The 7,224-nt window shown below is 72.8% G+C and carries 8 protein-coding genes; 2 read left to right on the top strand and 6 right to left on the bottom strand.

What is annotated here, in order from left to right; genetic code table 11:
• Nucleotides 1-13 precede the first annotated feature (13 nt).
• On the bottom strand, nt 14-415 hold the full coding sequence (locus G569_RS65070; RefSeq protein WP_037503474.1) for a helix-turn-helix domain-containing protein: 402 nt from the start codon (nt 413-415) through the stop codon (nt 14-16).
• Between the two features lie 21 nt (nt 416-436).
• A complete protein-coding gene (locus tag G569_RS60330; RefSeq protein WP_028068024.1) occupies nt 437-814 on the bottom strand; it encodes an ATP-binding protein in 378 nt (125 codons plus the stop codon).
• A 59-nt stretch (nt 815-873) separates the two neighbouring features.
• Between G569_RS60330 and G569_RS63575 the strand changes: the two genes are divergently transcribed.
• The gene (locus tag G569_RS63575; RefSeq protein WP_157592714.1) at nt 874-1,035 is read left to right on the top strand and encodes a hypothetical protein; all 162 of its coding nucleotides are present in this window, start codon (nt 874-876) and stop codon (nt 1,033-1,035) included.
• Here the strand turns inward: G569_RS63575 and G569_RS60325 are convergent.
• Both G569_RS60325 and G569_RS0143235 read right to left on the bottom strand, forming a co-directional pair.
• Nucleotides 1,032-2,921, bottom strand: coding sequence for a SpoIIE family protein phosphatase (locus G569_RS60325; RefSeq protein WP_157592713.1), 1,890 nt, complete (start codon nt 2,919-2,921; stop codon nt 1,032-1,034). The genes G569_RS63575 and G569_RS60325 overlap by 4 nt on opposite strands.
• A gap of 43 nt (nt 2,922-2,964) precedes the next feature.
• The gene (locus G569_RS0143235; protein WP_157592712.1) at nt 2,965-3,873 is read right to left on the bottom strand and encodes a Crp/Fnr family transcriptional regulator; all 909 of its coding nucleotides are present in this window, start codon (nt 3,871-3,873) and stop codon (nt 2,965-2,967) included.
• Nucleotides 3,874-4,012: 139 nt separating this feature from the next.
• Here G569_RS0143235 and G569_RS0143230 point away from each other — a divergent pair, with 139 nt between their 5' ends.
• A complete protein-coding gene (locus tag G569_RS0143230) occupies nt 4,013-5,071 on the top strand; it encodes a sigma-70 family RNA polymerase sigma factor (RefSeq protein WP_028068022.1) in 1,059 nt (352 codons plus the stop codon).
• Here G569_RS0143230 and G569_RS0143225 read toward each other — a convergent pair.
• Both G569_RS0143225 and G569_RS56580 read right to left on the bottom strand, forming a co-directional pair.
• Nucleotides 5,068-6,402, bottom strand: coding sequence for a Dyp-type peroxidase (locus G569_RS0143225; protein WP_245602798.1), 1,335 nt, complete (start codon nt 6,400-6,402; stop codon nt 5,068-5,070). The two genes, G569_RS0143230 and G569_RS0143225, sit on opposite strands and share 4 nt — an antisense overlap.
• Nucleotides 6,399-7,224, bottom strand: an 826-nt coding sequence (locus G569_RS56580; protein ID WP_169542384.1) for an EfeM/EfeO family lipoprotein, incomplete at its 5' end; no start/stop codon positions are given. The genes G569_RS56580 and G569_RS0143225, both read right to left, overlap by 4 nt.

The raw sequence follows: 7,224 nt of genomic DNA, 5'->3' as shown, positions 1-7,224 counted from the left end.
CGTCAACAGACTCCTAGCCCAGCCAGCTCAAGAGCGCGGTTCGAGAGAACCGCCACTGGTCGCCGATCTTCCGGCCGGGCAGCTCGCCCTTGGTCGCGAGCTCGACGATCGCGGCCTCGTCGACCCGCAGCAGGTCCGCCGCGCCGGCGGTGTCGAGCACCTCGGCGGGGCGGAAGTCGGCGTGGCCGACGACGGGCCCTGGAGTCCCGAGATCGACCGTGACACGGCGCGGGCTCGGCGCCGGCACTGGCGTCATCCACTCGCGCAGCGCGGTGAGATCGGCGGGATCGATGTAGCGATCCACGAGGTTGCCGACCAGGTCCTTCTTGTGCGCGCGCAGCGCGGTGGCGGCCTGGTCGAGGCGGTCGGCCTGCTCGGTGGTCAGGCGCAGGAAGACTGCGGTGCGATCCGACATATCCGGATATCTAAGCAGATATCAGCGGCGGCGTGGTCCGATCTCGAACCACACGTGGGTCGATCCCTCGCGGACGCCCCAGCTCGTCGCCACCTGGTCGAGCAGGTGCAACCCCCAGCCGCCGTCGACGGTGGGCTCCGGCGTCATCTCGATCTTCGCGCGCTCGCCGTCGCCCTGATCGATGACCTCACCGCTGACGATGCCCGTCTTGGCCACCGTCAGAACCAGCGTGATCGGCCGTTTGGGGCCGAACTTGACCGAGTTGGTCACCAGCTCGGACACCACGAGCTGCAGATCCTCGAGCACCTCGGGAGAGAGGATCTGGTCGAACACCTCCAGCGCGGCACGGGCCTGCGCGGGGGCATCGTCGGCGGGTGGGAACTGGAAGCTGAACTGCATGCGTGGGGCACGTCACGTACCCGGCTTGCGACATCCCCGATCGTGGGTAGGTATCGGGAATGGAGACCACCGAATCGGATATCGGATATCCAGAAGAGCAGCCGCCTGAGGTCGATGATACGCCTGACGAAGGCACCTCGCAGCGCAAGCGCGGCACCGGACGAGAGCGCGAGGACGACGACGACCACGCGACGGGCGACCCCAAGACCGACGGCGACTAAGCGTCGAGTTTCAAAGCCAGCACCGCGAGATCGTCGCGCGGGGCGGCGCGGTCGCCGAGCGCGCTCGCGACGAGGCTGGTGACGAGGCTCTCCGGCCCGTCCATCGGGGCGACGCGCACGGCGGCGGCGAGCTCCTCGAAGCCCCACGTCGGGCCCGGGGCGCGCGCCTCGGTCAGCCCGTCGGTGTAGAGCACGAGCGTGTCGCCCGGCCGCAGATCGGTGCTGCGGTCCTGCAACTCGGGGTCCGGCAGCAGGCCCAACAGGGTCCCGGGCGCGCCCACCGGCTCCACCGTCCCGTCGGCGCGCCGCAGCGCCGGCAGCGGATGCCCGCCGCACGACACCGTCAGCCGCGCGGGTGAGCGCGACAGATCCACGAGCGCGCACGCGATCGTGCAGTAGTGCCCGCCCGTCGCGCCCTGGTCGAGCATCGCCTCGCCCACCCAGCGCAGGATCGCCGCGGGCGAGCGCCGCCGCGCGGCCGCGGTCCGCAGCGTGTAGCGCGCCAGCGCGGTGACCGCGGCCGCCTGGGCGCCCTTGCCGGACACGTCGCCCATCACGAGGTACCACTGGCCGTCGCCGGTCGTGAACACGTCGTAGAAGTCGCCGCCGACCTCCAGCCCCTCTCCGGCGGGATGGAACGCCGCGGCGACCGCCGCGCCCGGGACGTCCGGGAGCACCGGCGGGAGCAGCGAGGTCTGCAGCGTGCGCGCGATCAGCGAGGCCGCGCGGTACAGCCGCGCGTTCTCGACCGCCGCGCCCGCGCGCAGCCCGAAGTCCTCGGCGACGAGCACGTCGGCCGAGTCGAACACGCGCCCGCGCAGCGTCAGCGTGAGCGTCCCGATCACCCGCCCCGACGTCATCGGCACGATCACCCGCGAGGGCTCGAGCCACGCCGCCCCGGTCCGGATCACCTCGGCCACCTCGGACGGCAGCGCCTCCTCCTCGACGAAGTGGACGGCGCAGGCGTCGGCCAGCGAGGGCACCGCCAGCTCGGTCACCGCGGCCAGCGTGCGCTCGTAGTCCAGCGAGGACCCGCTGAGCCGCCGCGACGCCTCGGCCAGGAAGCGCTGGGCCTCCTCGGAGCGCTTGAGCGAGGTGATGTCCTCGATCACGTTGATGGCGAGCCGCACGCCGCCGTCGGGGTCATGGACCGCGGTCGCCTTGACCCGCGCCCACTTGATCTCCCCCGTCTCCAGATCCCGCGAGCGGATCACGACCGGCTCGGGATCGAGGCCCGCGAGTGCGAGCCGCCCGGGCAGCCGCGCGAGGTCAAGCGGCCGGCCGAGCTCGTCGGTGGCCTCGAACCGGCGCAGGTAGACCGAGGCGTCGAACGCCGACAGCTCCGTCCCGCCGGGGATGCCGTAGTGGCGCGCGGCGGCCTCGTTGGCGTAGATCAGCTTGTGGTCCGGCGACTGGACCGTGATCGCGTCGGCGACGTTGTCGAGCATCACGCGCAACTCGTCGGCGAGCAGCGACGAGCGCCGGCGCTCACCCTCCAGCTCGGTCACGTCCTCGAAAGTCACCAAGGTGACCTGGCGGCCGCCGTCGAGCGAGATCGTCGACCCGGAGACGAGCACGGTGCAGATCCCGCGCGGCGTCTCCCAGTCGACCTGGACGTTGTGCAGGACCTCGCCGCGTGCCGCCCGCACGGCCGGCATCTCGTCGGGCTCGAGCGCGCGCCCCGAGGCGTCGTAGAGGCGGTACGTGCGCGGGTACTCCTCGGCCGGGACCCCGAGGGTGAGCGTGCCGCCGGCCAGCCGGTGCGCGGCCTCGTTCGCGTACAGCATCCGTGCCGTGCCGGGCTCGACGAGGAGCAACGGCACCGGCAGCACGTCGAGGATGGGTTCGACGTCGAGTGCAGCCGACAGGGCGGGCTCCAAACTCACCGGTTTACGGAGCCTACGCCTTCACGGCGGGCTCCGCTGGGCCTCAGGCGGCGTTCGGCCCGCCCTCCGGCTCGGTGCGGCGGCGTTCGAGGAGCTCCCGCAGTTGGCCGGGTTCAAGTGCTTCGCGCAGCCGCTCGATCGCGGTCACGACCTCGGGCTCTGACTCTTCACGCTCGAACCTGCGCGCGGGGCGCATCAGGTCCTGCGGACGCGAGGTCGGGCTGGGGACGCCGGGCTTGCGCGCGAGCGATTCCGCGTCCGGCGGGTCGCCGCGCAGCAGCCATGAGCCGTCCGGCCGGCGGGTGAGCTCCTCGCGCTCGGCGAGCTCGGACAGCGCGGTGGACACGGTCGGACGACGCGCGCCGACCAACTGCCCCAGAATGCGATGGGTGAGCGCCAGGGGAACGATCACGCCGTCGCCGGAGACGCGACCCCACCGCTCGGCCAGATGCCAGAAGAGCGCCTTCAGCCGGCGGTCCACGCGCGTGAGCTGCGAGATCGCCTGCGTCGTCGCGAGCCGCAGCGAGCGCTCGCTCAGCCGGTCGAACAGCGACGCGGTGATCTCCGGGTACCGGGACATCTCGGCCGCGAAGCGGCGGTCGAGCACCGCGACGGTCAGCGGCGACAGGACGGTCCAGACGGCGTCGACGGGCAGCAGCCCGGTGCGCGATGACGGTTGCCAGGGGCGCACCAGATCGCCCGGTCCGAGCAATTCGGCGCTCACGTGGTCCGCTACGACGAGCTCACGTGAGAGGATGCCGTCAATGATCAAAAGGCCGACGTGGTCAGCCGTGGCGCCCGCGAGTCGCGACACGTCCCAGGGACCCACGGGCAGCTTGTGGGTTCGGACAACGAGCTCGCGCTCGGCCTGGTCGCGCCTGGAGTCGTTGAGCAGGAGCCCGAGATCGGGGTCCACATCCAGCAGGCGGACCATGTCAGGAGTCCGGGTCATTGGAATCGCGCCTCTCACAGTCTTGGACTACCCGGGACGGTCGGATTCCAGACGTCGGTCGATACGACGGGATGCGGGGACCACTCAGTTTTCTGGCTGGTTTATTCAGGCCCTAGAGCGGTGAGTCAAGAAGGCAGCCATGGCACAGGAGCGTGACGCGTACACCGGGCCCTTCGCGGCCCTGATCGATCGAGGGGAGGAGCGCGGCTGTGTCGACCTGAAGGAGGTCGACGAGCTCGTGCAGGCCCTTGAGCTCGAGGACGAGGAACTCGCCGCCCTCTATGAGCAGTTGCACGCCCGGCACATCGAGCTCCGCGACGACTGCACGCGCGCGGATGCTCCGGAAGCGCCGATCGACGACGCGGCCTTCGCGACCGTCACCACGGACACACTGCAGCTCTTCCTCAACGAGATCGGCCGCCACCGGCTGCTGACGCCGGCCGAGGAGATCGACCTCGCCAAGCGCATCGAGCGCGGCGACCTGCGCGCCAAGGACCGCATGATCAACGCGAACCTGCGCCTGGTCGTGTCGATCGCCAAGAAGTACCAGGGCTCGGAGCTCACCCTGCTGGACCTGATCCAGGAGGGCATCCTCGGCCTGATCCGCGCGGTCGAGAAGTTCGACTGGCGCCGCGGCTACCGCTTCTCCACCTACGCCACGTGGTGGATCCGCCAGGCCGTCGAGCGCGGGATGGACGCCAAGGCCCGCACGATCAAGCTGCCGATCAACCTCGTGCGCACGCAGCGCAAGGTCGCGCGCGCGGAGAACGCGCTGTCGCTGAAGCTCGACCGCGCCCCCACCGACGAGGAGATCGCCAAGGAGGCCGAGATCTCCTTGGAGGACCTGCTCGCGCTGCGCGACGCCGCCCGCACGGTCACTTCGCTCGACCGCCCGCTGGGCGAGGGCGAGGACGCCGCGTTCGGCGACCTGCTGCCGTCCGAGGGCCCCGCGCCCGAGGACGTCGTGCACGTGTCGCTGCGCGAGGAGACGCTCAAGCGCGCGCTGCAGGAGCTCCCCGACCGCGAGCGCACAGTGGTGGCGCTGCGCTACGGGATCGACGGCGGCGAGCCGACCCCGCTGCGCGAGATCGGCCGCCAGCTCGGCATCACCCCCGAGCGGGTGCGTCAGATCGAGTCCAAGGCGCTCGGCCGGTTGGGTCGCATGCGCGAGCTGGCCGCGTTGCGGCAAGCGGCTTAGGCGAGAAGCGTCGAGCCGACCCAGTCCTGGGCGTTGGAGGCCCCCGGCGGCAGGTAGAAGTACCCGCCGCCGGTCGGGACGACGTAGTCGATCAACGGCTCGCCCGCGAGTCGCTCCTGGACCTTGGCGAACTGCTTCGCCGGGTCCTTGTTGAACGCGACGAACACGAGGCCCATGTCGAGCTGGCCGGCCTCGTCGATGCCGCGCGAGTAGTTGTAGGAGCGGCGGACGATCCGCTCGTGCTCGGTCTCCGGCGAGCGCGGACGCGCGAGGCGGATGTGGGCGTCGAGCGGGATCCGCTCGCCCTTCGGATCCGTCGCGTAGCCGGGGTCGTCGGCCTCCCTGGCGCGGCCGAGCGGCGCGCCGGAGGCCTTGTCGCGCCCGATCATCAGCTCCTGCTCGGAGAGCGCGACGCGGTCCCAGAACTCGACGCGATTGCGAATGATCCGCAGCACCGCGTACGTGCCGCCCTCGGGCGTCCAGACGAGCCGCTCCGCGTCCTCGCCCGTCGGGTTGGACGTGCCGTCCTTGAAGCCGAGCAGGTTGCGTCCCGCGCCGCGCTCGCGCCGCGCGCCGGGCAGGAAGCCCTCGATCTTGTAGCGGGCGGCGAGCACGCCGCGGGTGGCGCGCATCAGGTCTCGCAGCGCGTTGATGCTCGTCTCCTGCGTGCCGGCGCACAGCTGCACGAACACGTCGCCGTGGGTCTCGGCGTCGACGAGGGCGTCGTCGGGGAAGACCGGCATCGGCGTCAGCGCGCTCGGCTTGCGGTCCCGCAGTCCGTACCGGTCGTCGAACAGCGACGCCCCGAAGCCGATCGAGACCGTGAGGCCGTCCGGCGGGACCTTGGGCCCGAGCACGCCGGAGTCGGGCGTGGGGCCGTCGCCGGGCGAGCCGAGCAGGGCGGCGTGCGGCGCCGTCAGCCGCCGCGCACGCTCCGACAGGGCGCGGATCGCGTCCGCGAGCTCCGCCCGAGTGGGCGCGATCGCGTCGAAGACGGCGAACAGCGCCGTGGCCGGTCGCTCGGTGAGCACACCGGCCTGGTGTACGCCCTCGAACGGCACCCGTACGTCGAGCGACGACGTCGCTCGAGGCGCCGCGGCCTCGGCGGGCCGGGCGGACGCACGCCCGAGCGCGGCGCCCGCGCCCAGGGCGACCCCGCCGGCGAGGAACTGCCGCCGGCGCCACCCACGCCCGCCCGCGCGCTCGCCGCCCCCGCCCATGCCGCCGCCTCCGGGCGCGCCCTCGCCGCCGCCCATGCCGCCGCGCCCGGGCGCGCCCTCGCCGCCCCCGCCCATGCCGCCGCCGCGCCCGGGCGCGCCCTCGCCGCTCATCCCAGCACCCGCTTCTTCGGGCGGGGCGGGCGCGGGTCGACCAGTTCGGGCACGTAGGCGAGGCGTTCGGCCGCGGCGGCGGTGAGGCCCGCGATCCGCTCGCGTTCGCGCTGCGGGACCTCGTCCCAGCGCGGCAGCTCGCGCGCCGACACGGTTGCGGCGACCCGGTCCAGCGCGGCGCGGGCGCGCGCGAGCCGCGCCGGGTCGCGGCGGGCGATCAGCGGCGCCAGCGAGGTGAGCACGACGCGGGTGCCGCGGACGTTGGCGCGCAGCGCGGTCAGCGCCGAGCCGCTCCATGGGCTCGCCGCGCCGGAGAGCTCGAGGTGCAGCGCGTCCTCGAGCACCTCGTGGGCGCGCAGCGAGTACTCGAAGGGGTCGATCTTCATCCGCGCGACCTTGCGCCGCAGCGTCGCGACGTCGCGGGACAGACGCGCGGCGGCGGGCGCGGCGTCACGGGTGGAGCGGCGCTCCCAGAGCGCCAGCTCGACGCGGTGCAGGCCGGTGAAGTCGCGCGAGCGCACGCCTTCCTGGAGGCCGGCGGGGCGGCCGTTGATGGCGGCGTCGAGGTCGCCGAACGCGCCGTAGGCGGCGCCGATCGACTCGTAGTGGGCGTCCGCGTCCAGCCAGGCGGCCTTCGAGGCGCTCAGGTCGCCACGCGCGACGGCGGCGCGCAATCGCCCGACGTCGCCGAGCATGGCGCCGAGCTCACGGCGGACGTGGCGCCGGTAGACGGCGATGGCGGGGATGAAGTCGGCGGGCCTCGCGGTCGGGATCACGCCCGCGACGGGGTTTCCGCTCGAGATCGGCTGCGCCGGCTCGGAG

Source organism: Solirubrobacter soli DSM 22325, assembly GCF_000423665.1.
GTDB classification, from domain to species: Bacteria; Actinomycetota; Thermoleophilia; order Solirubrobacterales; family Solirubrobacteraceae; genus Solirubrobacter; species Solirubrobacter soli.
Note: the sequence above shows the minus strand (reverse complement) of the source record. Positions and strands in the feature narration are given on the sequence as shown.

Bases quoted from the DNA above. Each gene is read 5' to 3' on its own strand.
- G569_RS65070 (WP_037503474.1), bottom strand. From the start codon at position 415: ATGTCGGATCGCACCGCAGTCTTCCTGCGCCTGACCACCGAGCAGGCC.
- G569_RS60330 (WP_028068024.1), bottom strand. From the start codon at position 814: ATGCAGTTCAGCTTCCAGTTCCCACCCGCCGACGATGCCCCCGCGCAG.
- G569_RS63575 (WP_157592714.1), top strand. From the start codon at position 874: ATGGAGACCACCGAATCGGATATCGGATATCCAGAAGAGCAGCCGCCT.
- G569_RS0143235 (WP_157592712.1), bottom strand. From the start codon at position 3,873: ATGACCCGGACTCCTGACATGGTCCGCCTGCTGGATGTGGACCCCGAT.
- G569_RS0143230 (WP_028068022.1), top strand. From the start codon at position 4,013: ATGGCACAGGAGCGTGACGCGTACACCGGGCCCTTCGCGGCCCTGATC.
- G569_RS0143225 (WP_245602798.1), bottom strand. From the start codon at position 6,402: ATGAGCGGCGAGGGCGCGCCCGGGCGCGGCGGCGGCATGGGCGGGGGC.